At 45.3% G+C, this 24,465-nt stretch carries 26 protein-coding genes; 18 read left to right on the forward strand and 8 right to left on the reverse strand.

The genetic code is table 11. From position 1 onward, the window contains the following. Positions 1-34: 34 nt before the first annotated feature. From mnhG to mbhE, 6 genes are read right to left on the reverse strand one after another with little or no spacing between them, the layout of a single operon-like run. Positions 35-394 (reverse strand): monovalent cation/H(+) antiporter subunit G, encoded by a 360-nt coding sequence (mnhG, locus tag BLU03_RS04920; RefSeq protein ID WP_008588715.1) that lies wholly within the window; start codon positions 392-394, stop codon positions 35-37. Further along, positions 375-686, reverse strand: a complete 312-nt coding sequence (locus BLU03_RS04925) for a Na(+)/H(+) antiporter subunit F1 (RefSeq protein ID WP_093106078.1) — start codon at positions 684-686, stop codon at positions 375-377. The genes mnhG and BLU03_RS04925 overlap by 20 nt, the downstream gene beginning before the upstream one ends. Beyond that, positions 686-1,162 (reverse strand): Na+/H+ antiporter subunit E, encoded by a 477-nt coding sequence (locus tag BLU03_RS04930; protein WP_093106080.1) that lies wholly within the window; start codon positions 1,160-1,162, stop codon positions 686-688. Before BLU03_RS04930 ends, BLU03_RS04925 begins: the two co-directional genes overlap by 1 nt. A gap of 6 nt (positions 1,163-1,168) precedes the next feature. Continuing rightward, positions 1,169-2,653 (reverse strand): Na+/H+ antiporter subunit D, encoded by a 1,485-nt coding sequence (locus tag BLU03_RS04935; RefSeq protein ID WP_008588722.1) that lies wholly within the window; start codon positions 2,651-2,653, stop codon positions 1,169-1,171. Then, on the reverse strand, positions 2,646-2,984 hold the full coding sequence (locus BLU03_RS04940) for a Na(+)/H(+) antiporter subunit C (RefSeq protein WP_008588723.1): 339 nt from the start codon (positions 2,982-2,984) through the stop codon (positions 2,646-2,648). The genes BLU03_RS04935 and BLU03_RS04940 overlap by 8 nt, the downstream gene beginning before the upstream one ends. Positions 2,985-2,986: 2 nt before the next feature. Further along, entirely contained in the window at positions 2,987-5,314 is a 2,328-nt protein-coding gene (gene mbhE / locus BLU03_RS04945; RefSeq protein WP_093106083.1) for a hydrogen gas-evolving membrane-bound hydrogenase subunit E, read from the reverse strand. A 511-nt stretch (positions 5,315-5,825) separates the two neighbouring features. Here mbhE and BLU03_RS04950 point away from each other — a divergent pair. The 11 genes from BLU03_RS04950 to BLU03_RS05000 all read left to right on the forward strand — a co-directional run bounded on the left by BLU03_RS04950 (position 5,826) and on the right by BLU03_RS05000 (position 14,455). After that, the gene (locus BLU03_RS04950) at positions 5,826-6,329 is read left to right on the forward strand and encodes a YqeG family HAD IIIA-type phosphatase (RefSeq protein WP_093106370.1); all 504 of its coding nucleotides are present in this window, start codon (positions 5,826-5,828) and stop codon (positions 6,327-6,329) included. Positions 6,330-6,345: 16 nt separating this feature from the next. Continuing rightward, positions 6,346-7,446 carry a ribosome biogenesis GTPase YqeH gene (gene yqeH / locus BLU03_RS04955; protein WP_093106085.1) on the forward strand — a complete coding sequence of 367 codons (1,101 nt, stop codon included), beginning with the start codon at positions 6,346-6,348 and terminating at the stop codon, positions 7,444-7,446. A 17-nt stretch (positions 7,447-7,463) separates the two neighbouring features. Further along, entirely contained in the window at positions 7,464-8,294 is an 831-nt protein-coding gene (gene aroE, locus BLU03_RS04960; protein ID WP_008588732.1) for a shikimate dehydrogenase, read from the forward strand. Between the two features lie 4 nt (positions 8,295-8,298). Then, positions 8,299-8,589 (forward strand): ribosome assembly RNA-binding protein YhbY, encoded by a 291-nt coding sequence (gene yhbY / locus BLU03_RS04965; RefSeq protein WP_008588734.1) that lies wholly within the window; start codon positions 8,299-8,301, stop codon positions 8,587-8,589. Positions 8,590-8,604: 15 nt separating this feature from the next. Next, a complete protein-coding gene (locus BLU03_RS04970; RefSeq protein WP_093106088.1) occupies positions 8,605-9,174 on the forward strand; it encodes a nicotinate-nucleotide adenylyltransferase in 570 nt (189 codons plus the stop codon). Beyond that, a complete protein-coding gene (gene yqeK, locus BLU03_RS04975; protein WP_076569856.1) occupies positions 9,161-9,745 on the forward strand; it encodes a bis(5'-nucleosyl)-tetraphosphatase (symmetrical) YqeK in 585 nt (194 codons plus the stop codon). Before BLU03_RS04970 ends, yqeK begins: the two co-directional genes overlap by 14 nt. Further along, positions 9,738-10,094 carry a ribosome silencing factor gene (gene rsfS, locus BLU03_RS04980; RefSeq protein WP_008588740.1) on the forward strand — a complete coding sequence of 119 codons (357 nt, stop codon included), beginning with the start codon at positions 9,738-9,740 and terminating at the stop codon, positions 10,092-10,094. Before yqeK ends, rsfS begins: the two co-directional genes overlap by 8 nt. After that, entirely contained in the window at positions 10,091-10,813 is a 723-nt protein-coding gene (locus tag BLU03_RS04985) for a class I SAM-dependent DNA methyltransferase (RefSeq protein ID WP_093106090.1), read from the forward strand. Before rsfS ends, BLU03_RS04985 begins: the two co-directional genes overlap by 4 nt. Positions 10,814-11,007: 194 nt before the next feature. Continuing rightward, positions 11,008-11,598: a helix-hairpin-helix domain-containing protein gene (locus tag BLU03_RS04990; protein WP_008588745.1), complete on the forward strand. Its 591-nt coding sequence runs from the start codon at positions 11,008-11,010 to the stop codon at positions 11,596-11,598. A 59-nt stretch (positions 11,599-11,657) separates the two neighbouring features. Then, the gene (locus BLU03_RS04995) at positions 11,658-12,227 is read left to right on the forward strand and encodes a ComE operon protein 2 (RefSeq protein ID WP_093106093.1); all 570 of its coding nucleotides are present in this window, start codon (positions 11,658-11,660) and stop codon (positions 12,225-12,227) included. A 47-nt stretch (positions 12,228-12,274) separates the two neighbouring features. Beyond that, the gene (locus BLU03_RS05000; protein ID WP_143023816.1) at positions 12,275-14,455 is read left to right on the forward strand and encodes a DNA internalization-related competence protein ComEC/Rec2; all 2,181 of its coding nucleotides are present in this window, start codon (positions 12,275-12,277) and stop codon (positions 14,453-14,455) included. Between the two features lie 31 nt (positions 14,456-14,486). Here the strand turns inward: BLU03_RS05000 and BLU03_RS05005 are convergent, their stop codons facing one another. After that, the gene (locus BLU03_RS05005) at positions 14,487-14,621 is read right to left on the reverse strand and encodes a YqzM family protein (RefSeq protein WP_008588751.1); all 135 of its coding nucleotides are present in this window, start codon (positions 14,619-14,621) and stop codon (positions 14,487-14,489) included. Positions 14,622-14,848: 227 nt separating this feature from the next. Between BLU03_RS05005 and holA the strand changes: the two genes are divergently transcribed. Next, complete coding sequence (gene holA / locus BLU03_RS05010) at positions 14,849-15,850, forward strand: DNA polymerase III subunit delta (RefSeq protein WP_076569861.1); 1,002 nt, start codon at positions 14,849-14,851, stop codon at positions 15,848-15,850. Positions 15,851-15,941: 91 nt separating this feature from the next. Here the strand turns inward: holA and rpsT are convergent, their stop codons facing one another. Next, a complete protein-coding gene (rpsT, locus tag BLU03_RS05015; RefSeq protein WP_076569862.1) occupies positions 15,942-16,199 on the reverse strand; it encodes a 30S ribosomal protein S20 in 258 nt (85 codons plus the stop codon). Positions 16,200-16,478: 279 nt separating this feature from the next. Here rpsT and lepA point away from each other — a divergent pair, with 279 nt between their 5' ends. From lepA to dnaJ, 6 genes are all read left to right on the forward strand, one after another. Further along, positions 16,479-18,293 (forward strand): translation elongation factor 4, encoded by a 1,815-nt coding sequence (lepA, locus tag BLU03_RS05020; protein ID WP_093106097.1) that lies wholly within the window; start codon positions 16,479-16,481, stop codon positions 18,291-18,293. Between the two features lie 56 nt (positions 18,294-18,349). After that, the gene (hemW, locus tag BLU03_RS05025) at positions 18,350-19,486 is read left to right on the forward strand and encodes a radical SAM family heme chaperone HemW (protein ID WP_093106099.1); all 1,137 of its coding nucleotides are present in this window, start codon (positions 18,350-18,352) and stop codon (positions 19,484-19,486) included. 101 nt (positions 19,487-19,587) lie between these two features. Continuing rightward, positions 19,588-20,610 (forward strand): heat-inducible transcriptional repressor HrcA, encoded by a 1,023-nt coding sequence (hrcA, locus tag BLU03_RS05030; protein WP_093106101.1) that lies wholly within the window; start codon positions 19,588-19,590, stop codon positions 20,608-20,610. A gap of 96 nt (positions 20,611-20,706) precedes the next feature. Beyond that, positions 20,707-21,252, forward strand: coding sequence for a nucleotide exchange factor GrpE (grpE, locus tag BLU03_RS05035; protein ID WP_008588763.1), 546 nt, complete (start codon positions 20,707-20,709; stop codon positions 21,250-21,252). A gap of 30 nt (positions 21,253-21,282) precedes the next feature. Then, positions 21,283-23,115 carry a molecular chaperone DnaK gene (gene dnaK, locus BLU03_RS05040; RefSeq protein ID WP_093106104.1) on the forward strand — a complete coding sequence of 611 codons (1,833 nt, stop codon included), beginning with the start codon at positions 21,283-21,285 and terminating at the stop codon, positions 23,113-23,115. Positions 23,116-23,307: 192 nt separating this feature from the next. Then, positions 23,308-24,429, forward strand: coding sequence for a molecular chaperone DnaJ (gene dnaJ / locus BLU03_RS05045; protein WP_093106107.1), 1,122 nt, complete (start codon positions 23,308-23,310; stop codon positions 24,427-24,429). The last annotated feature ends 36 nt before the right edge of the window (positions 24,430-24,465 follow it).

A 24,465-nucleotide genomic window follows, 5' to 3' on the forward strand; every position in this document is an offset into this window, starting at 1 on the left:
AATAAATTCCTGTCCTTAGGAAAAAACAGACGGATTACTCTTCAAAAGTTTCTTTGTAGTCATCCTGGACCGCTTCCTCAGAAAGAGGGATACCGCTTTTATAGGCGGCACGACCGATCATATGAGCGGAGACGGGAGCCGTAATGAGAACGAACAGAATACCGAGCAGAAGTTTTCCGCTGACGATGCCATGTTCGTTAAGCATGAAAAGAAAAGCCCCCAGCATAAGGCCGGCCACACCGAGAGTTGAACTCTTGGTGGCAGCGTGCAGACGTAAATATACGTTTTTGAATCTTACTACTCCCAAAGCACCGGAAAACACGAAAAATGTACCGGAAAGCAGGAAAAAAATGATCAGAATGTCTATCAGTAAATTAATTATCGTCCCGTTCAATAATAACACCCTTTTCTATGAATTTCGCCAGGGCGATCGTCCCTATGAAAAGAAGTATCCCGATTAACAGGACAACGTCATTCAGTTTTGTCGTAACGAGAAGGATGGTGACCAGCCCGGCCAGTGCCATCAGAGTAATGCCCATTACGTCGAGGGCGACGGCCCGGTCAGGATTGGTAGGACCTTTGATTACCCGGTAAAGCAACAAGAAAATAGATATCCCGACGCCGATGATAGCCACCTGGGTCGAGATTTCCATGATGGTCCGGGTCACACTCAATGCAGTTTCCATCAGCGGGTCACCTCCATTATCGCTTTTTCAAAAGTGTCTTTGATATCCGATATTGAGGATTCAATATCAGGGATATCCATGGCGTGTATATATAACACGTCGTGATTATCACTTACTGCAAGCGACAGAGTTCCCGGGGTAAGAGAAATAAGATTAGCCAGAAGCGTTACCTCCCAATCGCTCTTAACCTCAAGAGGAAGGGCGAAAATACCCGGGCGGTTATCCAGTTCCTTTTTGTAGACGAATTCCACGATATCGATAGAGGACATAATGAGTTCCCTGATGAACAGCAGAATAAGCAGGCTCACTTTCCACACTCTGTTAAGGTAGAAAGGTCTTTTAACGAATCGCCTCATGATGAAGAGAAGGAAGATCCCTAAAATGTACCCGACCGCAAAGGTTGAGAAATTATATGTTTCACTCAGAAACATCCACATAACAGCGATAATAATATTTAAAACTATTTGAAATGGCATAGACGTTTACTCCTTAAGAACAGATTCAATGTATAATTCAGGGTCCATTACATACTCGGCGATGGAGGATACGGCAGGGTAAAACATTTCTGCGCCGACACCGAGAAGGATGGAAAGGCTGAGCAGGATGCCGACCGGCCACGTCATGGCGGCCAGAGAAGGTTTCTGTTTCGGTAAATCCATTATATCAGCTTCTCCCCAGAATCCTCCAATGAATATTCGGATCATGGAAAACAGAATTCCAAGACTGGATATGAGCGCTACGATTACGATGAGGATCTCTTCCTGATTCAAACCTCCCTGGAGCAGCAGCAGCTTTCCTATGAAACCGCTGAAGGGCGGAATTCCGGCCAGAACCAGAGTAGAAAGAAAGAACATCCAGCCGAGCACCGGATAGTGGTGGATCAGCCCTCCCATTTTTTTCAGATCGGAAGTGCCGGCAGCATAAGTGACAGCACCGATAAGAAGGAATAAAACGGCTTTGATGATCATGTCGTGTACCAGATAGTAAATGGAACCTGCAATGGACGTCTCCGTGAAAATACCGATTCCCATAAGCATAAAACCGACAGCCGGAATAACGTTATAAGCTATGATCAGTTTTACATTGTTCGTTGATAAAGCGCCTATCACCCCGAATATCATTGTAAACATCGCCAGGTAAATGAAGAGGGTATGCGTTAAATCGACTTCGTAGTTGAAGATGAGCGTAAACGTACGAAGGATGGAGTATACCCCTACTTTGGTCAAAAGCGCTCCAAACAAAGCGGATACGACAGCATTAGGCACGGTATAGGAAGAAGGGAGCCAGTAATAGAGAGGGAAAACAGCTGCTTTTGTAGCAAAAACGAAAAACAGCAATATACCTATTACGGTAAGCACACCCTGCTGTTCGACCTCGCCCACTCTTTCGGCCGCCTGGGCCATGTTCACTGTACCGATAACGGAATAAAGGAACGATATAGTGGTTACAAAAAGCATGGAGGAGAAAAGGTTAATTAAAATATACTTCAGCGATTCCCTCAGCTGTGCTTTTCCGTTCCCGAGAACGATGAGCCCGTAGGAAGCCATGAGCAGTACTTCAAAGAACACGAACAGGTTGAAAAGGTCCCCGGTAAGGAAAGCACCGTTCACCCCTGCAATCAGCAGGAAGAAAAAGCTGTAAAAATAAAATTCCTCCTGGATCCTGGAAAGTGATTTAGGTGCATAGATGACAGCCGCCGTTGCTACCACTGCTGTAGTCATAGTCAGTAGAGCAGACAGAGGGTCAGCTACTATCACAATACCGAAAGGCGCTTCCCACCCTCCGACTTCAAGCACATAAGTACCCGATTCCTGGACACTCATAAAGATGAAAATAGTGAGCGCCAGATGGATAACAGTGGCTATGATTGAAAAAATTCTTGATGCTATCAGATTTTTATGAAAGAAAGCTACCAGTACCCCTGCCAGAAACGGCAGCAGTATAGGCAGTATAGCTAAATTACTCATAGTCGTTACCTCTCAGTTTTTCCATATTGTCCGTGTGGTTTATTTTGGATGCCCGATAAGCTAATACCAGCAGGAGGCTGGTGACACCGAAACTGATAACGATAGAAGTAAGAATCAGTGCCTGTGGAAGAGGGTCGGTGTAATTTTCCACTCCGTCGGTCAGAATAGGTGCAGCCCCATCTTTCAATTTACCCATGGTAAGGATGGTGAGGTGAGCCCCGTGTGAAATGAGTGCTGTTCCTATAACGATTCTCAGCAGTTGTTTTTGGAGGAGGTTGTACACGCCGGTCATAAACAGAAGACCGGCGAGGACGGACATCACTATTTCCATTCTTATTCCTCCTTCTTATTCTTGATTTTAATCAGGCTGTAAATAGCCATGGCTGCAAGGCCGAGGACGGTAATTTCGAAAATAGTATCCAGTCCACGCATGTCCACCAGGATGACGTTCACTATATTATCTCCGCCTCCGAGTTTATAGGAATTTTCAACGAAGTAACTGGAAATCGAATCAAACCATTTACTGCTGTGGGAAGAAATGGCCACAGTGGTTACGAGAAGTCCGAATCCTATGGAAATGATCCAGTTGGATATTTTGGCAGGTTTGGATTCCCCCCTGCTGTTCAGGGAAGGAAGATGGTAGAACACCAGCAGGAACAGGGCTACTGTAACTGTTTCAATAATCAATTGTGTAAGAGCAAGGTCAGGGGCCCGGTAAATAATGAACAGCATGGAAAGCCCGTAACCGACCACACCGAGTATCAAAATGGCCGCAATTCGATTGTTCGTAAATATTGTTCCTAAAGCAGCAATTGCCATAGTGACTGCTACGATAAGTTCAATTGTGGTAACTGATGCAAGTTGTGACGTATCTATCGCAAACCCGTCTGTAAGGAAGAAAAACGCGAAACTCACTAATATAATAGCTCCGAGTATAAGTTTCATATAAAGGGCAAGCGATCCGTTCATGTAGCCTCTCGTCAATTTCGACGAGAAGGATACGGACTTATCGACTGTGAAATCGTATGCCTTATTCAGACTCAGTACGCCCGGAACATAGCTATAGACGGAACTCCACCGCGGGATGGTCAACGCCAGTATCGTTCCGAAAGCTACCACCGTCAAAGACATGATTAACGGAAGGTTGAAGCCGTGCCAGAAGTATATATCCTTGGAAGCATCGGCCCCGTAAACGGCCGTAGCCGCATGACTGATGAAAGGTTCATTGATGAAAGACGGGAATAGTCCGATAATCACTACGAGCAGCACCAGAATAGCAGGAGAAATAAGCATCCCTACAGGTGCTTCATGCGGTTTTTTCGGCAGTTTTCCAAGGTTCGCCCGTCCCCGGAACGTTCCGAAGAAAAAGTACATGGAATATACGAATGTAAAAATACTTCCAAAAACCGCCAGATAAGGAACGAGGCTTGCGACTATCGACGCAAAGTCTCCCTGCCCGCTCAGATCCAGCGATGATAAAAAGAACATTTCTTTACTGTAGAATCCGTTTAGAAACGGAAGCGGGAAGCCTGCCATCGAAAATACGCCGAACATAGCCAGAGTCGCGGTCATCGGTAAGTAATTCATCAGACCGCCCAGCTTGCGGATATCCCGTGTTCCGGTTTCATGATCGACAATCCCCGCCACCATAAACAGACTTCCTTTAAAAGTAGCATGGTTTAAAATGTGGAACATGGCTGCAAATACAGCGACCTTCGTACCAAATCCTAACATAGCCATAATCATACCAAGCTGACTGATGGTAGAGAAAGCCAGAATCCCTTTCAAATCTGTCTGTCTTACAGCCATATAGGAACCCCAGCACAAAGTGAGGATTCCGAAGCTGGAGACGATGATGAAAAACCATTCGGAAGAAGACAGCATAGGTGAAAAGCGGGCTACGAGAAACAGTCCTGCTTTTACCATGGTAGCCGAATGCAGATATGCACTGACCGGCGTCGGAGCTTCCATAGCGTCCGGTAACCAGATGTGAAAAGGAAACTGTGCCGATTTCGTAAATGCTCCCAATAATAGAAGTATAAGGATTAACGGGAAAAACTCACTATTTAAAATAGCTTCACTGTCAGCCAGCATCTGCTGGATACTCGTAGTTCCGGTTATGGAGTGCATAAAAACAAGTGCACCCAGAAGGCTGAGTCCGCCGAATACCGTAATAAGCATCGACTTCAGCGCGCCGTATCTGGATGCATGTTTATGATTCCAGAACCCGATGAGAAGAAATGAAGACAGGGAAGTGAATTCCCAGAAGCTGTACAGTGCATATACGTTATCGGACAGCACCAACCCAAGCATGGATCCCATGAAGATCAGAAAGTAAACGTAGAAGTTCCCGAGATTTTCTGTCGTATGTAGGTAGTAAATGGAGTACAGAGCTACCAGTGTACCTATGCCTGAAATAAGTAGAACAAACAGAAGGCTTAAGCCATCCAGATGAAAAACCAGATTCATATTTAGGGAGGGGACCCAGTTGTAGGTTTTAGTTACAGCACTGAAGCCTCCTGCAAAGAAACTGGCAAAATAAATGAATATTATAAGCGGTACAATTGTAACCACTATGCCTGTATGAAACTTTTCTTTCCATTTACTCAGGAAAGGGATAAAAATAGCAATGATAAACGGTAATAATACGGGTAGTATCATCTAAAGGTGCCTCCCTCAATCTCTCGTCCTTTTAGAATGTCTTCTCAATTGTAATCAAAAACACAGTTATTATTCAACTAATCTTTCTTCCTGTACTGCAGATAAATGCACTTTTCTGTTTAAATATTAAATAGGAAGAGACAGATGATTCCGGCCTGATAAAATTTCTTCCGAGTTCTGTAAAGATGCAGTTTCCTTAAGGGTGAGAGCGTGTAATTATACATGGAAGAGTTGCAAACCTTAATGAATGACGGAGGAAATCAGCTGCTGATTCAACAGGGAGGTTACTATCGGGTTACATGTGAGGTACAATGGGGTAGTTATCTGAAGTGTAATTTAATAAAATAGGTTAATATATGATAGTTATCGTCAGATACGGTGGCGAATGATCTGACAGTATGACCGTCCGGGTAAGTGGAACAGTTATTCATGAAAAGAATGACTTTGAACCCCGGAAGAATTTTGTATATGATTGAAAGGGTATATATACGGAACGGGGAGTGAGAAGCAGGTGTTTAATATATTTATTCCTGACAGGCATGCGAACAACATTTTGGAGATAACTCCGGAAGATCTTGAAAAACAAAACGTGAAAGGTATCATTACGGATCTGGACAATACGCTCGTCGCCTGGGATGAGCCGAACGCTCCGGAGGAAATAATAGAGTGGTTCAAAAGGATGGGAGACGCTGGAATTGAGATAGTAATTACCTCCAATAACAATGAAAACCGCGTCAAACTTTTCTCTGAACCTCTGGATAAGTCCTTTATCCATAGTGCCAGAAAACCACTGGCGCGGGCTTTTCAGAAAGCGAGAAAAGATATGGGACTCAAGAAAGAAGAAATCATCGTAGTAGGAGATCAGCTCCTGACAGACGTACTGGGCGGGAACCTGGCCGGGTATTACACAGTACTCGTTACCCCTATCGTAGACAGAGACGGGTTCTGGACGAAGATAAACAGAAGAATAGAAAAAGTCATTATGAAGAATCTCAAGCATAAAGGGAAAATATAACATGGGAGGTCCAAATATGGACAAATTGATATGCGCAGGGTGCGGCGCGGAAATCCAGACGGAGGATGAATCGGCAGCGGGTTACGCTCCGAAGTCAGCACTTGAAAGAGAAACGGTGATCTGCAAGCGGTGTTTTCGTCTGAAACACTACAACGAAGTACAGGATGTTGATTACGACGATGACGACTTCCTGGAAATGCTGCAGCAAATTAACGATACAGACAGCCTGGTTGTACAGCTTATAGATATATTCGATTTTAATGGGAGTCTGATTCCCGGTTTGAATCGTCTGACGGGGAACAACCCTGTTATACTTGCGGCGAATAAAATGGATTTACTTCCGAAATCGGTGAATCTCAATAAAGTTGAGAAATGGCTGAGACGGGAAGCGAAGGAAGCAGGACTGCTCGTGGAAGACGTGCATCTTATCTCCGCTTCCACGAACCAGGGGATCGACGAACTTGCCAAAGCGATTGAACAGAAACGAAGTCGTAAGGATGTATTTGTCGTGGGCACGACGAACGTCGGGAAGTCCACGCTTATCAATGAGCTCATCAACCGGTCGACAGGAATCAAGGATGCCATTACTACATCTTACTTTCCGGGAACTACACTGGGATTCATCGACATCCCGCTGGATGATTACAGCTCTCTATATGACACACCTGGTGTAATTCAACGTCATCAGCTGGCACATTACGTTTCGGATGAGGATCTCAAACTCATCACTCCCCAAAAAGAAATTAAAGCGAAAATCTATCAGCTGAACGAGGAACAGACTCTCTTTTTCGGTGGCCTGGCACGTATGGATTTCGTTAAAGGGGAGCACTCTTCCTTTGTATGCTATCTTTCTAACCGTATACCGATTCATCGTACGAAAATGGAAAAAGCCGGACATATCACCGAAAACAGGATCGGGGAAATGCTCGTGCCTCCGGATGAGAACTCATTATCAAAACTGCCTCAGTGGAAGCGGCAGACTTTCAGAATTCCTGAAGGAAAACACGATGTAGTCATATCCGGGCTCGGCTGGATCATGATTCCCGAGGGAGAAGTCACTGTCCACATCCATGCACCTGAGGGAGTGAAAATTTCCCTCCGCGAATCACTAATTTAAAAAGAGGGAGGTCTTACATGTTACAATTAGGATTGATCGGATCACCGCTCGGACACTCTTTATCTCCGTGGCTTCACAGCAATTTCCTGGAGCAGACAGAACTGAAGGGTGAATATCAGTTAATGGAGATTAAGCCGGAGAATTTCCCCGAAGAAATCAGCACGTTGAAAGACAGGGAAATGAACGGCTTTAATGTAACAGTTCCTTTCAAAAGGGAAATCATTCCGTTTCTGGACAGCATTGATGACCGGGCTTCTCGTTTGGGAGCCGTCAATACAGTGGTGGTGCAAAATGGAAAATGGAGGGGTTACAACACTGACGGCGACGGCTATCTCGAATCAGTCCGTGCTGTATACCCTGACATTATTTCCTCTGCCGAAAGGGTGCTCATCATTGGAAGTGGAGGTGCCGCCCGGGGAATCGCTTTTTCTTTAAGTGGTTTATCGCTTAAAATCGATGTTACGAATCGCACTCCCTCCAGGGCCGAAGAGCTGCTTTCGGATCTCCCGGAAGCTGTTCGGGGCCGTTTTTTAACACTGAACGAAGCTGCTCTTGCTCTGGATGAATACGATTGGGTGATCCAGACCACTTCAGTGGGAATGGCACCGAAGGCGGAAGAAATTCCGATTGACGTAAAGAAAGTGAAAGAGAATGCTTTGTTCAGTGATATAGTGTACAGGCCGCTTGAGACCCGATTTTTGCTGGAAGCAAAAAGAAAAGGAGCGAGAGTTCATTACGGGCATCTGATGCTTCTTTATCAGGCTGCTTACTCATTTGCCCTTTGGACGAACGAAGAAGTGCTGCCCGCTTCTTTAATAACAGAAATGGAATCGAAACTGGAAGGATGATATCATGCTCACAAGTAAACAAAAGAAACACTTAAGGAAATTATCCCATAATATACAGCCTATATTCCAAATTGGAAAAGGCGGTCTGAACAGTAACCTGGTCGTTCAGATAGATGAAGCACTGGAGAAAAGAGAACTGATTAAAGTCAGTATACTTCAGAACTCGATGGAAGAACCATCTGTTGCTGCAGAAGAAATAGCGCAGGATACAGATGCTGAAATTGTACAAGTGATCGGGGGAACGATCATACTCTACAGAGAATCGGAAGAAAATAAAGAAATCGAGCTTCCTTAGAAGGAGCGTACTTAAATGGAGAAAATAGGTTTGTTTGGAGGTACGTTCGATCCTCTTCACATCGGCCACATGATTCTTGCAGAGGCTGTTCGGGAAGCTTGGAAGCTGGAGGAGATATGGTTTATCCCCTCTCACCTCCCTCCCCACAAAGAGAAAGCTTCCGTCAGCGGCAGGGATCGTATGGAGATGGTCAGGGAGAGCATCAGCCAAAATGACAAGTTCAAAGTCTGTGATCTGGAACTCCTGAGGGGGGATAAATCCTACACTTTGAAAACGGTACGTGAGTTGAAAGAACGGTATCCGGATAAAAAGTTTTTTTTCATCATAGGCGGAGACATGGTCGAGTCTCTCGGGAGCTGGTACCATATTGAAGAACTTATGGAGGAGGTTTCGTTTGTCGGAGTGAACCGTCCCGGTTACTCATTCGGAACTGATTATCCTGTATCGAAGGTGGAAATTCCTCCTCTGTCTATATCTTCCAGTGAAATAAGGGAAAGGATGGAGAGAAATTTGACCATCCGCTATATGGTACCTGAGCCGGTTTACTTTTATATCAAAAGGAAGGGTCTGTATGAACACGAATAGAGAAGTGCTGAAAGAGTTTGTCCGCCCCCATTTAACAGAAGAACGGTTCCGACACACCATACGGGTGACGGATACTGCGCATCAGCTGAGTGGCAGGTTCGGCGGAGACAGTGATAAAATTGAGGAAGCGGGTATGCTTCACGATTATGCCAAGTTCAGGCCGAAAGAGGAAATGGCCCGCTGGATTTCCGGAAGTGTGGGGCTGCCTAAAGATCTTCTGGATTATTCTCCGGTTCTCTGGCACGGACCGGTAGCTGTGAAAATGCTTGAGAAGGAATGGGGCCCTTTGCAGCCGGAGGTACGTACGGCCATCGCTTCTCATACGACAGGGAAAGCTCATATGTCCCTGTATGATAAAATTATTTTCCTGGCCGACTATATAGAACCTGCACGTGCTTTTCCGGGAGTGGAGGATGTAAGGGAGATCGCCGAGGAGAGCCTGGACCGGGCCTGTCTCGCTGCCCTTACGAATACGATCGGTTTTCTGATGAAGAAGAAGCAGACCGTCTACCCGGATACGTTTCATGCTTATAACGAACTACAACGAAAACAGGAGGAACATTATGGATAGTAAAGAACTTGTGAAAATAGCGGCTCAGGCCTGCGACGATAAAAGGGCCAACGATATAGTTGCTCTGAATATGGAAGGGATTTCTCTGATCACTGATTATTTCCTGATCTGCGACGGTTCCAATGAAAGACAGGTGCAGGCTATTGCCAAGGAAGTGAAAGATCAGGCGGATAAAAATGGGATTGAAGTAAAGCGCGTAGAAGGGGAAAAGACAGGAAGATGGATTCTTGTAGACCTTGAAGATGTTGTATGCCACATCTTCCACAAAGACGAACGCGACCATTACAATCTCGAAAAACTATGGGGAGATGCCGAAACAATGTCACTTGAAGGAATAGCGAGTTCATGAGTTATGGGCAGTTAGCCGTCGTTTACGACCGGCTGATGGAGGATGCTCCATATGATGAGTGGAAAGCATTTTTTCTGAACATTTTATCAAAAGAAGAGGTCCGCGCTGAATATGTACTTGAACTCGGATGCGGTACTGGTGAAATCACTCATCGGCTGGAAGAGGAAGGTTTTAAGATGACTGGCGTCGACATGTCGGAAGAGATGCTTGCGATAGCTTCTTCTAAACGCAACTCCTCCATCCGTTGGGTGCAGCAGGATATTGCAAACCTTGAAGGGCTGCGGGGATACGGGGCCGTCATTAGCTTCTGTGATGTAGTCAATTACATCACAGAAGAGAGAGGGATCGAATCGATGTTTCTAAATGCTTATGAGGCACTCGAAGAAGGAGGAGTGTTCATCTTCGATATCCACTCGCCTTCTCATGCGCATAAACATATGTCGGGTCAGACCTTTGCAGAAGTTTATGATGACCTCAGTTATATATGGTTTTGTGATGAAGAGAACGACGTGATGACCCATGACCTTACATTTTTCATAGAACATGAGGGGGTCTACCGTCGTTTTGATGAAGTGCATCATCAGCGCATATACCAACCGGACTATATTCGTAAAGCGCTATCGGATGCCGGCTTTGAAATTCCGGGTGTTTACAGCGACTTTTCCCTGGATGAAGCAGAAGACGGTGATCGAATATTTTTTGTATGTAAAAAGGTGTGATAACTTCACATCTTTTTTTCATAGGCGTGTAAAATTTGAAGGGAGGTAAAAGAGGAATATGAGAATAAATGTCGAATATTTACTTACTGACACCATCCCCCTCAGATAACACATCATAATCAATTACCCCTGTTTATCCTCTTCCTTTTCGTTTCCGAAGTCCACTTTCTCCTCCCGTATATGGAGGATCGAATATGACTTTCATAAAAAGATATTGGCCGGCGGGTATCGTACTTATTATCGTTATCAGCCTATTGTTCAATTTTACGACCGGCAGCAGAGAGGAAGTACTAGAGCAGAAAGAAAACCCTTTAATTACAGAGGCGGAGCCGGCGGGCGATGATGAAACAGAAGCTGCGGAAGGTGATCTGATCGTCGATGTTAAAGGGGAAGTCAACGCCCCGGGCATCTATGAAGGGAGGCCCGGTATGAGGGTGTATGACGCTGTGGAGATGGCCGGAGGATTTACCGATCAGGCGGACGAGGCGAGCGTAAATCTCGCTCAGAAACTTGAGGACGAAATGGTTATTCTTGTAACAGTTGTTACCGGGACGGAGGGCGGCGCTGGCTTGGCCGTTTCGGAGCAAGGCGACAAAGTGAAAATTAATTACGCCACAGTGGATGAAATAACGACCATCAATGGTATAGGACCTTCTAAGGCAGAAGCGATTGTAGCCTACAGAGAAGAAAATGGAATGTTCAGGAAGACTGAAGAACTTTTGGAAGTCAGGGGGATAGGTGAGAAAACTCTTGAAAATATGGAGGAATATATTTTGATCCCCTGAAAAGATTTGACGGATCAGGTGGAAGTATTTAAACTTTTTTCAAAAAGGATGTGAGAGCAATGGCTAGAATTGCATGGGACCAATATTTCATGGCCCAGGCTCATTTACTCAAGTCGAGAAGTACGTGTGAACGCCTTTCCGTCGGTGCAGTGATAGTAAGAGAAAAGAGAATGATCGCCGGAGGTTATAACGGAAGTGTCACCGGAGGTGTTCATTGTACAGATGAAGGGTGCTACGTTGTGGACGGTCACTGCATCAGAACGATCCATGCAGAAATGAACGCACTGCTTCAGTGTTCCAAATTCGGAGTAGCCACAGAAGGTGCAGAGATATATGTAAGTCATTTCCCATGTGTGCATTGTACAAAAGCTATCATCCAGGCGGGCATCAGAGCGGTGTATTATGGGGGGGATTATAAAAACCACCCTTATGCCGTAGAACTGCTTCAGCACGCAGGCGTACATACAGAAGAAGTACCGTCGACAGTAGCCATAAGAGATTCTGAGGAAGAGACCCGGCTTATGGATGAAATGCTGGAACGGCTGAAGGAAAAAGATGATCCAGAGTACGAAGAGTTCCGCAGGAAAGTTGATAACCTTACGAATGAACGGATAAGTTCCAATCTGTGAAGGGGAAATGGCATTTTCCCCTTCTCTGTTTTTTGCTCGGTGCCTCGTTGATCCAGTTTTCAACATCGTGGGTGATCCTCCCATTTTTTCTGGTATGGATGCTCTTCTTTATACGGTCCGGAATTTTGTTCCCGGTGATGCTCGCAGCTTTCTTTTCCGGTGTACTCGTATACAGTTTATCTGCCGAGCCGATTGAAGATACAGGAAGTCCCTACACGGGAAAAATCCTTTCTCCTCCCAAATATAACGGGAGTGCAGAATCTTTTTCACTGAAGACAGACGAAGGGGTGATTCTGGACATTACTCACTTTGTCGGAGAGGGTAGCTCCTTTTTCTTTGATGAATTCAAAGCAGGTGCTGAATGCAGGGTGCAGGGAGAAATCGAATCGTTCCCTGCAGCGTCCAATCCCGGTGAATTCGATTACTCCGGTTTTATGCAAAAGCGCGGCTACGGGGGGCAGGTAGAGGTCGAACATACTGCTGAAATTACGTGTGACGGATCGAGTCTGCTCGGTGAGTTTTATGAACGAAGAGAAATGGTTATGGACGAGCTGGCAGGGAAGACTTCAACCATCCTGTGGCCCTGGATGAAAGCTCTCGTTTTCGGGGAACAGACAGAAATCAGGGAAGAGACTCTCCAGGCGTTCCGTGAATGGGGTGCTTCTCATATCCTTGCTATATCCGGTTTACACGTGGGGTTATTGTGTGGCCTGATATACGTTCTTTTCTACCGAAGCGGGGTTATGACGTTATCACAGGTGAAAATACTGATTCTGTCGGTGCTCCCGATTTTTGCTTTCGTGGCAGGCTCACAGCCTTCCGTACTCCGTGCTTCCCTGATGGCATGTTTTATGGCGATAATGTGGTATTTGAAATTGAAGCCTTCCATGACTGATATATTGTCGGCAGCCGCTTTTATACTCCTTTTCATCAATCCTTCACTGCTTTACAACGCAGGGTTTCAGTTTTCGTTCGCTGTAACATTCAGTCTGCTTCTCTCCGCCGATTTTCTTGGACGGGACACGCGGGCGTGGGTTCTTTCCTTACGGGTCGCGCTGATATCCCAGTTAGCGCTCCTGCCTCTCCAGCTTTACTACTTTTATGAATTTTCCCCTTTATCTTCCCTGATCAATTTACTGCTCGTTCCTTATTTCACCCTCTTTTTTATTCCTTCCATTTTCCTTTTGTTTCTGGCATTCTTCAGCCTTCCGGAATTCGTATATGAAGCGTTCACGGAAATACTGGGCGGAATACACGTCATATTTATTGATACAGTTCTTTACCTGGGAGAAGGAATGAACGTACAGTGGGTGACAGGGGAGTTCCCTCTCTCCTGGTTTCTTCCGTACTATTTATGCTTTTATGTAATGATGGATCATATTGTGAAAGGAGAAAACCGGGCAGCGTTCTGTTACGGGGCACTACTGTCTCTGGTTCTTATTGTTCACAGTTCTCTCCCTTACATTAATGAGGAAGGGAAAGTGACTTTTCTGGATGTCGGTCAGGGGGACAGTGCAGTTATTGAACTTCCTCACAGAAGAGGTGTAATTATAGTGGATGCGGCGGGTCCCCCTCACTTCCAGGAGAATCGGGATAAAATAGCGGAAAATATTCTTGTGCCTTTTCTCAACTCCCGTGGGATAAGGAAAGTGGATGCAGTGTTCATCACTCATAATGATAGTGATCACAACGGCAGTTTCGCCGGTTTGCTTGAAGATATCGATGTCGGCCGTCTTTTCGTCTCCCCTTATGATGAGGGGGACTACAAATTCAAAAAGACGGAACTCTCCGCCGGAGATACTTACGGAATAGAGGGGTACGAATTCCGTGTACTGTCCCCAGGAAAGGATCACCTGGATAAAAATGATAATTCACTGGTTCTTCATACTGCCCTCGGCGGAAAAGGATGGCTATTTACGGGAGACATTTCGGCAGGGGTGGAGAAAACGGTGCAGGAGGCTCATGGACCGCTTCCAGTCGCGATTCTGAAAGTGGCTCACCACGGCAGTAAAACTTCTACCTCGGAACTATTCCTCGATACTTTTGAACCCGGTATCGGAATTATCTCGGCCGGGCGTAACAACAGATATGGTCATCCTCATCCCGAAGTGCTTCGTACACTGGAAAAGGCGGAAGTCGAAGTGTGGAGAACGGACAGGCATGGTGCTGTAACTGTCACTTTTACGGATAGCAACATTGCGACGGTTACGGGCTTTCTTTCTCCATAAAAAAAAGACTGCCGAAGCAGTCTTTGCACGACTATGATCCTAATACGGAAAAAGCCGTTCCGATAAAGAAAATGATAAAGAAGAAAACGAATGAAAAAACAAATCCGAGTCCCGAATCGATGACGTCATTTGTTTTTGTTTGAATTTCTTTTTCAAATTGGTTCATGACTCACCCTCCTATATCTTCATTAAGTATAAAAGAATTATAGAAAAAAATCCAGATGAAAATATATTATCATTGTAAGGGACTACCATTGTATATGTAAACTTCTTTGTATAAAATGGTCCCGCCGCCTTCCGGAGGGTTTTTGACAGGAGAAGGATTCCTTTTTAAAATGATAGTGATGAAACTGACAGGAAGTCAGTACGTTTAAATGTGAGCGAGGTTATACAATGGGGAAAATCTACGTGTTATACGGAGAAGAAAGATACCTGATCGAGCAGGAAAAAGAAAAGATTGTAAGAGCAGAAACGACAAAAGAGGAAAGAGAATTCAATTACAGTACGTTTAATCTTGAAGATACTCCTGTAGAAGAGGTAGTGGCGGACGCTGAAACTCTGCCTTTTCTCGGAGATCGTAAACTTATCGTCGCAGAAAACCCCGTATTTTTACTTGCCAAGCCTCCAAAGTCGGAAGTGGAGCATGATATAAACCGGTTGCTGACGTACATAAACGATCCTGCACCTTACACAACTCTCGTGCTTATTGCTCCCTATGAAAAAGTGGACGAACGGAAAAAAGTGATGAAAGAACTGAAGAAAAAAGCGGAAGTGAAATCCTTTTCGGCCATCAAGGAATGGAATATGGAAGAGTGGGTGGACAAATTAGCTGTGGAACTGAATCTTGACCTGGCGTCCGGGGTGAAAGAACTGGTTATACAATCTGCCGGCACCAACCTTATGGTTATGAGAAGTGAGCTTGAAAAACTCGGCCTTTATGCAGACAATAACTACATTTCCACGGATATTGCCGAGGAGCTTCTATCATCTTCTCTTGACACTTCCGGCCTGAAGCTCGTGGATGCTGTTATTAATAAAGATTTAGGCAAAGCCGTATCCATTTATAAAGAACTGCTGAGGATGAATGAAGAACCCATTGCTCTCGTCGCTCTGCTGGCCTCCCAGTTCAGAATGATCGCCCAGGTGAAGATTCTGAAGCAGAAAGGGTACACGGAAAACCATATGAAAAGTTACATTAAAGCTCACCCCTACGTTTTGAAGCTGGCAGGTCAGAGGGAAAAGAACTTCACTCAGGAAAAACTGGACCACATTCTTCTTACCCTCGCAAGGACAGATGAGTATATGAAAACCGGGCAGATGGAGAAGGAACTGGCGTTTGAGATGATGCTTTACGATATTATAGCCGAACATAACAAAGGCGCACTTACTCCGTAACGAGGAGGTGCGCCTTTGTTATGTTCATTTATTCACGGGATGAAAAAACGACCCGCTCACGGATCGTTTGTTGGTCATAAAAGAAAACCTATTACGCGTTCTGAACAAGCTTCGTCAAGCGGGATTTTTTACGGTTACCGTTATTTTCATGAATTGCTCCACGTTTAACGGCTTTATCAATCTTCTTAATTGCCCCGTCAAGAGCTTCTTCTGCGTTTTGGTCATTGCTTTGCGCCAGTTTTTCTACGCGTTTAATCGCAGTACGCATATCTGATTTGAAAGCTGCGTTCAGTTGACGAGCTTCTTCGTTAACGATTACGCGTTTTTTGGATTGTTTAAGGTTAGCCATTCTTTCACCTCCTAGGTAAAAACAGTAGCATAATTGCATTCGAACAAGGGATATTGTATCAAAGCAGAGCTGTTATTTCAATGATATTCGTTCCTCAATCTTTAAAAATGACGGTAAAGGGAGGGGCGCGCGGGAAGGGTGAGCTCCGCTTTGTATCGACACCCCGCAGGGAACGCAGCTGAAAAGGTTGATACAGATGAAGGGATGTAATTGAATAATTCCTGTTCAGTTGCTATAATCAACCTAGTTGTATGCGCGATTTTACTAGGAGTGATATATGTGACAACGCAAATTAAAAAGGGGAATGTGCGTAATTTTTCAATTATCGCCCACATTGACCACGGAAAGTCTACGCTCGCCGACCGTATATTGGAAAAAACGAAGGCGTTGACCCAGAGAGAAATGAAAGAGCAGTTTCTTGACGGAATGGATCTTGAACGTGAGAGAGGTATAACCATCAAGCTGAACGCAGTTCAGTTGAATTACACCTCTGCAGCGGAGGAAGATTATTTATTTCACCTTATAGATACACCGGGTCACGTGGATTTTACATACGAGGTGTCCCGGAGCCTGGCTGCCTGTGAAGGAGCGATTTTAGTCGTTGATGCTGTACAGGGAATTGAAGCCCAGACGCTCGCAAACGTGTACCTCGCTCTTGAGAACGAACTGGAGATTATTCCTGTCATCAACAAGATTGACCTTCCAGGCGCTGATCCGGACAGAATAAAACAGGAAATCGAAGACGTTATCGGTATCGATGCTTCGGAAGCCATTCTCGCTTCCGCCAAAGATGGAGTTGGCATCGATGAAATACTAGAACGGATAGTAACAGATATCCCGGCTCCCGCCGGAGCAAAAGAGAACCCTTCAAAAGGGCTGATCTTCGACTCTCTGTATGACTCTTACAAAGGAGTCATTGCTTATACATGTATACGGGAAGGTTCCATCCGCGTAGGTGACAAAATCCGGATGATGGCAAAAGGGAAGGAATTTGAAGTAACGGAAATCGGTGTCTTCCGCCCTGAGCCTACGCCGGTCAAAGAATTGATAGTGGGTGATGTCGGTTACCTTACAGCTTCCATCAAAAATATCGGTGATTCCCAGGTCGGGGACACCATCACCCTTGTCAAAAATCCTGCTGCTGAACCATTGCCGGGATATAAACGTATGAACCCTATGGTCTATTGCGGAATGTTTCCGGTTGATTCCAACAACTATAACGACCTGAGAGATGCTTTGGAGCGACTTCAACTAAATGATTCCTCCCTACAGTTCGAAGCCGAAACGTCGCAGGCTCTCGGTTTCGGTTTCCGTACAGGGTTTCTCGGTATGTTGCATATGGAAATCATTCAGGAACGGATTGAACGGGAATTCAGTATCGACCTGATAACTACGGCTCCAAGCGTTATTTACAACGTTATCCTGACGGATGGCACAGAAAAACAGGTAGATAATCCTTCCATGATGCCTGACAACCAGAAACTTGAAGAAGTTCAGGAACCTTATGTGAAGGCGACCGTAATGGTGCCGAATGAGTATGTCGGCCCTGTTATGGAACTTTGCCAGAGAAAACGCGGTAATTTTGTGGACATGAAATACCTTGATGACAATCGCGTGAACATCATCTATGATATCCCATTATCCGAAATCGTTTATGACTTTTTCGATACGCTGAAATCACAGACTCGAGGATATGCTTCTTTCGATTATGAGTTCATAGGTAACCGTACGTCCGATCTCGTGAAAATGGAAATTCTTCTGAACGGTGATACGATTGACGCTCTTTCGTTCATTGTCCATAAAGATTTCGCTTTCGAGCGCGGCAAGCAGATTACGGAGAAGCTGAAAGATCTCATACCGAGACAGCAGTTTGAAGTTCCTGTTCAGGCAGCTATCGGTAATAAGATCGTTGCCAGGTCCACTATCAAAGCCATGAAGAAAAACGTACTTTCCAAGTGTTACGGCGGGGATGTTTCCAGAAAACGTAAGCTCCTTGAGAAACAGAAGGAAGGTAAAAAACGTATGAAGATGGTAGGGTCTGTAGAAGTCCCTCAGGAAGCTTTTATGTCCGTGCTTGAAATTAATGATGATTGATTAACGGAAAACCGCAGGGAAATGCTTGCGGTTTTCTTTAGTGGGGAGGAATAAATATGAAAATTTCTTCAGCTTACATCCACATTCCGTTTTGTCAGCAGATTTGTCACTATTGTGATTTTGTTAAATTCTTTTACGACGAGAAAGCTGCAGATCAGTATTTGGAAGCGCTGGAAATCGAAATGGACGGGTATGTCCCGGATGCGAAACAAGTGATGAAGACGATTTATGTAGGAGGCGGTACACCTACGGTTCTGACAGCCGTCCAGCTGGAAAAATTGCTTAAAATGATCGATGGCCATTTTGATATAGATAAATGTGAAGAATATACTTTTGAAGCGAACCCGGGTGATCTTGATCAGGAGAAAGCCGATCTGCTTGCGAAATACGGAGTAAACCGGATCTCTCTCGGAGTTCAGACTTTTGATAATACACTTCTGGAGGAACTGGGCAGGGTCCATAAAGAAGAAGATGTATATCTTAATATTGAAAGGTTGCGTAAGGCAGGGATAGACAATATCAGCATCGATCTGATGTATGGTCTTCCGAACCAGTCCGTCGAGCTCTTTGAGGAATCTGTGGACAAGGCACTTGAACTGAACCTGCCTCACTATTCCTCTTATTCGTTACAAATAGAACCGAAAACGGTGTTCCATCAGCGTTACAAAAAAGGTGAACTTTCAAAACCCCCGGAAGAAGATGAAGTGGAAATGTACCATCTCCTGCAGAGAAGACTCCGGGAAGAAGGCATTTACCATTACGAAATAAGCAATTTTTCCCGTCCGGGTTATGAGAGCGAGCACAACCTGACTTATTGGGACAACGCTTGTTATTATGGGATCGGTGCAGGCGCACACGGATACCTGCCTGGAAAACGGACCATAAACATCAGGCCGCTCCCTGCCTATTTGAAGAAAGTATTTGAAGACGGAAAGCCGGTACTGCATGAAGAACCGGTAGGATTGAAAGAAATGATGGAAGAAGAAATGTTTCTCGGGCTGAGGAAGATGGAAGGTGTTTCCCGGGCACGGTTTGAAGAGAAGTACGACAGGGACCCTGACGAAGTTTTCGGAGGAGCCGTAGATACATTGATCGGACGGGGCCTTTTAGAAGAGGACAGCGGATATATAAAGCTGACGGAACAGGGGAAACTGTTCGGCAATGACGTCTTTGCATCTTTTTTAATCGACTGAGAATTTTTCCGGTTTATTCGTTGACATCTTTCTGACCTTTTGATAACTTAATTATAGATTTAGCACTCGGAACCAATGAGTGCTAACAGAGGTGATCATCGATGCTAACAAATCGTCAGTTGCAAATACTAAAAGTAATCGTTGATGATTTTATTCTTACTGCCCAACCGGTGGGTTCACGGTACATTTCCAAGAAAGAAACCGTGGACTACAGTCCGGCGACTATTCGTAATGAGATGGCGGATCTCGAGGAAATGGGTTTTCTGGAAAAGCTTCACTCCTCTTCAGGAAGAGCTCCATCTGAGAAAGGGTATCGATTTTATGTGGATCATCTGCTTTCTCCCTCCACACTGAGTTCCAGGGAGAAAAACCTCATTCGGGAATCTTTCGGGAAGAAAACGCTGGAGTTTGAACAGGTGGTGGAAAAGTCTGCAGGAATACTTTCTGACCTTACCAATTACACCTCTATCATTCTCGGGCCGGAAGTTTTCGAAACCAGACTTAAACAAATCCAGATTACTCCCCTGTCTCATGAAAAAGCTGTAGCAGTGCTCGTTACCAACACGGGTCATGTGGAACACCGCGTGTTTTCAACACCGGTGGAGATTAAAGCGACTGATCTTGAGAAAATGGTCAATATCCTTAACGAGCGTTTGAAAGGCGTGGCTTTGATTGAAGTGCCCGAGAGATTGAACAGAGAAATTTTTTCTCTTTTGAAAGAGCATGCCGAACACTTCAATGATGCTTTCATGTACCTTCGTGCAGCTTTGGCCAATGATAACTCCGCCAAGCTCTACGTAGGGGGAAAGACCAATATTCTGATGCAGCCCGAATTCAAGGACATAGACAGGATAAGGTCTATTATGTCCATGATTGAAGAGGAAAAGGATATTGCCAGCCTTTTGAAAACGAGCGATAAGGGTATTCAGACAATGATCGGTCATGAAAATCCTTTCATTGCCCTTCAGCACTGCAGTATCATTACCGCTAATTACTACCTCGGGAATCAGCAGGTGGGGACACTGGCTCTGCTCGGGCCGACCCGTATGGAATACAACCGCGTAGTAACGTTAGTGGAAGAACTGTCCAGACACATGACGGAAACCTTCAGGGAATGGTATTAAACGAAGGTTCCGCTTGTTGCTGTCACTTTCTTTTGTGATGGTGTTTATATGTGTTATATTCAGTAACGGTGAGAATAACCCTGGGAGGTGGCCTTCATGGCAGAAGAAGAAAAAGACACTAATACTGTTATGAACGAATCGGATGGGACAGAAGAAAACCCTGAAGATATAGTGTCCGAATACACAGAAGAGCAGACAGAACTGGAGAAAGTCGAGCAGGAAAGAGACGAAATCCAGGAAAGAATGCTTCGTGTACAGGCGGATTTCGACAACTTCCGTCGGCGTACACAGAAAGAAAAAGAGATGGATCGTAAATACAGATCCCAGTCTCTCACAGAAGAATTGATCCCTGTCCTGGATAACTTTGAGCGTGCTTTACAGACAGAAGTTAAAGAAGAATCCGCTCAAGGGTTTGTCGACGGGATGAAAATGGTATATAACCAATTGTGGAGCGCTCTTGAAAAAGAGGGTGTGGAAGTAATAAGTGCCCAGGGAGAAACGTTCGACCCTCATGTGCATCAGGCAATGATGCAGGTGGAGGAAGAGGGTTATGAATCAAACGTGGTCGTCGATGTACTTCAGACCGGTTACAAACTGAATGACCGCGTGATTCGCCCTGCTATGGTAAAAGTAAACCAATAAAAGTTTAATGTATTGAAGGAGGAAGTCACTATGAGTAAGATTATCGGAATTGATTTAGGTACCACAAACTCTTGTGTAGCAGTGATGGAAGGCGGGGAATCGAAAGTAATCCCTAACCCGGAAGGGAACCGTACTGCTCCATCTGTAGTAGCGTTCAAAAATGGCGAACGTCAGGTAGGGGAAGTGGCGAAGCGTCAGGCTATCACTAACCCGAACACTGTCCAGTCCATTAAACGTCACATGGGCACGGATTACAAAGTGGAAATCGAAGGAAAAGAATATACACCACAGGAAATTTCAGCAATCATCCTTCAGTATCTGAAAGAATATGCGGAAGACTATCTCGGTGAAAAAGTGGAGAAGGCAGTTATTACAGTACCTGCTTACTTCAACGATTCCGAACGTCAGGCTACAAAAGATGCCGGTAAGATTGCAGGCCTTGAAGTAGAACGTATCATTAACGAGCCTACAGCTGCGGCGCTTGCATACGGTATTGACAAAGAAGACCAGGATCAGACAATCCTTGTATATGACCTTGGTGGCGGTACGTTTGACGTGTCCATTCTGGACATTGGTGACGGTACGTTCGAAGTTGTGTCCACAGCAGGGGATAACCGTCTCGGTGGTGACGATTTCGACGAACTTCTTATGGACCACATGGTCAAAGAATTCAAAAAAGAAAACGGAATCGATCTTTCCAAAGATAAAATGGCTAAACAGCGCCTGAAAGATGCCGCTGAAAAAGCTAAGAAAGATCTGTCCGGAGTAGCACAGACGCAAGTATCCCTTCCGTTTATCACAGCGGGCGAAGCAGGTCCTCTTCACCTGGAGATGACAATTACCCGTGCGAAATTCGAAGAGCTTACTTCCGAGCTCGTGGAGCGTACGATGAAACCTACACGTCAGGCTCTTAAAGATGCGAACATGAGTGCATCCGACATTGACCGTATTCTTCTCGTAGGTGGCTCCACTCGTATTCCTGCTGTTCAGGAAGGTATTCAAAAAGTAGTAGGAAAAGAACCTTCCAAAGGCGTAAACCCGGATGAAGTAGTGGCTCTCGGTGCCGCTATTCAGGGTGGAGTGCTTCAGGGAGACGTCAAGGACGTTGTTCTTCTGGACGTAACACCGCTCTCTCTCGGTATCGAAACGATGGGTGGCGTAACGACGAAACTTATCGAAAGAAACACTACGATTCCTACAAGTCATTCCCAGACTTTCTCTACAGCAGCGGACAATCAGACAGCTGTCGATATTCACGTCCTGCAAGGGGAACGTGAAATGGCTCAGGATAACAATACGCTAGGTCGTTTCCAGCTGACTGATATCCCGCCGGCACCGCGCGGTGTACCACAAATCGAAGTTTCTTTCGATATTGATGCAAACGGTATTGTAAACGTTCGTGCCAAAGATCTCGGAACGAACAAAGAGCAATCCATTACCATCAAGTCCTCTTCCGGTCTCTCCGACGAAGAAGTGGAGCGTATGGTTAACGAAGCCGAAGAAAACGCTGAGGCTGACAAGCAGAAGCGCGAAGAAATCGAACTTCGTAACGAAGCTGATCAGCTGATCTTCACTACAGACAAGACGATCAAAGATCTTGGCGAACAGGTAAGTGAAGAAGAGAAACAAAAAGCTGAAGATGCTAAAGCTGAGCTGCAGACAGCACTTGAAGGCGAAGATCTGGAAGACATCAAAGCTAAGCGCGACAACCTTCAGGAGCAGGTTCAGGCGCTGTCCGTGAAAATGTACGAGCAGGCCGCCCAGCAACAACAGCAGGCTGAAGGCGAAGAAGGTCAGGACGATGTCGTAGATGCTGATTATGAAGAAGTGAACGAAGACGATAATAAAGACGAAAATAAATAAGAAAGATCAAAAAAGTCAAAGTCAGGATTTTCTTGGCTTTGACTTTTTTCAACAGAATGAACATGTCAGTGCAGGGTAAACTGGAAGAGGTAATCCGCCTGTAAGGCGGATTTTCTTTCGGACGCCGGTTGAAGGAAGGGACATATCGTTCTATAATTATGCTTGTAACAGAGTTCGGGAGAGTGATGGAATTTGAGTAAACGAGATTATTATGAGGTCCTTGGGATTTCCCAGGATGCTTCAAAACAGGATATTAAAAAAGCTTATCGCAAACTCGCCAGAAAATACCACCCTGATGTAAGCGAAGAAGAAGGGGCTCAGGAGAAGTTTAAAGAAGTAAAAGAAGCTTATGAAACACTGAGCGATGATCAGAAAAGATCTCAGTATGATCAGTTTGGCCATGAAGGTCCTGGCATGGGTCAGGGAGGATTCGGCGGAGCTGAAGACTTCGGAGGTTTCAGTGACATTTTCGATATGTTCTTCGGCGGTGGGGGACGCAGACGCGACCCGAACGCCCCGAGAAGAGGTAATGACCTGCAGTATACGATGACTCTTGAATTCGAAGAAGCGATCTTCGGCAAGAGTACGGATGTAGAGATTCCACGGGAAGAAGAATGTGACACTTGTGACGGTTCAGGCGCCAAGCCTGGCACTTCTCCGGAAACGTGCCCTCATTGTCAGGGGGCAGGGCAGATTAACCAGGAACAGAATACGCCGTTCGGCAGAGTCGTTAATCGCCGCGTTTGTCATCACTGCCAGGGATCCGGAAAAATCGTTAAAGAAAAATGTGCGACCTGTGGCGGAAACGGCCGGGTAACCAAAACAGATTCCATCCATCTGGACATTCCTGCAGGTGTGGATGAAGGCCAGCAGGTACGGATTCCAGGAAAAGGAGAAGCAGGTGTCAACGGCGGTCCTGCCGGGGATCTGTATGTAGTTATCCAGGTCAAACGTCACGAATTCTATGAACGTGACGGCGATCACATTTTCTGTGAAGTGCCACTCACATTTGCTCAGGCCGGGCTCGGTGACGAAATCGAAGTGCCGACCCTGCACGGAAAAGTTATGCTGAAGATTCCTGCAGGAACGCAGACAGGCAAAACCTTCCGCTTGAAAGGGAAAGGTTCCCCTAACGTTCATGGCCGCGGCCACGGTGACCAGCATGTTAAAATAAGAGTGGTTACTCCTAAAAACCTGACGGACAGACAGAAAGAACTGCTCCGTGAATTCAACGAAATCAGCGGGAATGAGACAGCCGAAGAACAGCATGGAAACTTTTTCGAAAGAATGAAACGTGCTTTTAAAGGTGAATAATTTTGTGTAAATATAATGCTCGATGTAAGATAGGAA

This window comes from Salimicrobium album (assembly GCF_900107115.1).
Lineage (GTDB): Bacteria > Bacillota > Bacilli > Bacillales > Halobacillaceae > Salimicrobium > Salimicrobium album.